Source organism: Streptomyces sp. MK37H (genome assembly GCF_018035285.1).
In the GTDB taxonomy this organism is placed as follows: domain Bacteria; phylum Actinomycetota; class Actinomycetes; order Streptomycetales; family Streptomycetaceae; genus Streptomyces; species Streptomyces endocoffeicus.
Genome location: NZ_JAAAYH010000852.1, coordinates 1 through 1389 on the forward strand (window position 1 = coordinate 1; position 1389 = coordinate 1389).

General features: G+C 68.5%; 1 protein-coding gene. It reads left to right on the forward strand.

The genetic code is table 11. The features are described from left to right. Nucleotides 1-59: 59 nt before the first annotated feature. Nucleotides 60-1268: an IS701 family transposase gene (locus GWI24_RS44400; protein ID WP_210951666.1), complete on the forward strand. Its 1209-nt coding sequence runs from the start codon at nt 60-62 to the stop codon at nt 1266-1268. The last annotated feature ends 121 nt before the right edge of the window (nt 1269-1389 follow it).

Here is a 1389-nt window from a genome sequence, read left to right on the forward strand (position 1 = left end):
CTAGTAGTGCTTTGTTAGCTGGTCTTGTCACGTTCGGTGTGTGGTAGTTCGCTGGTTGTATGAGGGCTGGGGAGCTTGCCGCGTGTCGGGGCCGGTTAGAGGAGTTCGCTTCCGAGTTGTTCGCGCCGTTGGTGCGGCGGGATCAGCGTGAGAAGGGCTCGCTGTACGTGCGGGGGCTGCTGTTGGACGGCCGGCGCAAGTCGATGCAGCCGATGGCCGAGCGGCTCGGGGCGGACCATCAGCAGTTGCAGCAGTTCATGACGTCCTCGACCTGGTCCGTCGGGGATGTGCGGGCCCGGCTGGCGTGGCGGGCCGTGCGGGTGGTCCGTCCGCAGGTGTGGGTGGTGGACGACACCGGCTTCCCCAAGGACGGCACCGCCTCGCCGGGGGTGGCCCGCCAGTATTCGGGCACTCTGGGCAAGGTCGGCAACTGCCAGATCGGCGTCAGCGTCCACGCCGCTTCCGATACCGCCTCGTGCCCACTGTCCTGGCGGCTGTTCCTGCCCACCGCATGGGACACCCCCGAGGCAGCCGCACGCCGCAGGGCCTGCCGGATCCCCGATGGCGAGCACCACCGCCCCAAATGGGAACTCGCGCTGGAGATGCTCGACGAACTCGACGGCCATGGCCTGCGGCCCGCCGCGCTGGTCGCAGACACGGGCTACGGCGCGAACGCCGACTTCCGGCACGGTCTGGAAGACCGCGGGCTGGCCTATGTCCTTCAGGCCAAGGGCGAGATGACTGCTCATGCGGAAGGCTCCGAACCCCACCAACCCGCCTACGGCGGTCTCGGGCCCCGCCCGCTGCCCCGCTACCGCACCCGCCCACTGTCCCTACGCGACCATGTGCTGGCCGCTGGACGCCACCACGGCCGGACCCTGACCTGGCGCAAGGGCTCCAAAGCCGCGATGAGCTCGCACTTCGTTCTCCTGCACGTCCGCCTCGCGGGCCGGCGGCCCAAACCGGCCGCTGACGGGACGATCCCGCTCACCTGGCTGATCGCCCAGTGGCCCGAAGACGAGACGGAGCCGGTCAAGTACTGGATCTCGAACCTGCCCGCCGACATCCCCGCGAAAGATCTGGTCCGCCTCGCGAAGTCCCGGTGGCGGATCGAGCACGACTACCGCGAGATGAAGACCGTCCTGGGGCTGGACCACTTCGAGGGCCGCTCCTTCAACGGCTGGCACCGGCACGTCACCCTCGTCACCGCCGCCCACCTGTTCCTGACCGAACAACGGAGGAGCCCAAAAGCCCCTGCCAGGGCCTGACTCTCTACCAGGCCCTGGACCTCCTCCAACACCTCATCGCCACCTGGACCGGCACCTGCCCCACCTGCCAGCAGACCGTCCCCTGGCAGCCCTACGACACCACCTAACAAAGCACTACTAG

Coding starts and splice junctions, on each gene's coding strand:
- GWI24_RS44400 (WP_210951666.1), top strand. CDS start 60: ATGAGGGCTGGGGAGCTTGCCGCGTGTCGGGGCCGGTTAGAGGAGTTC.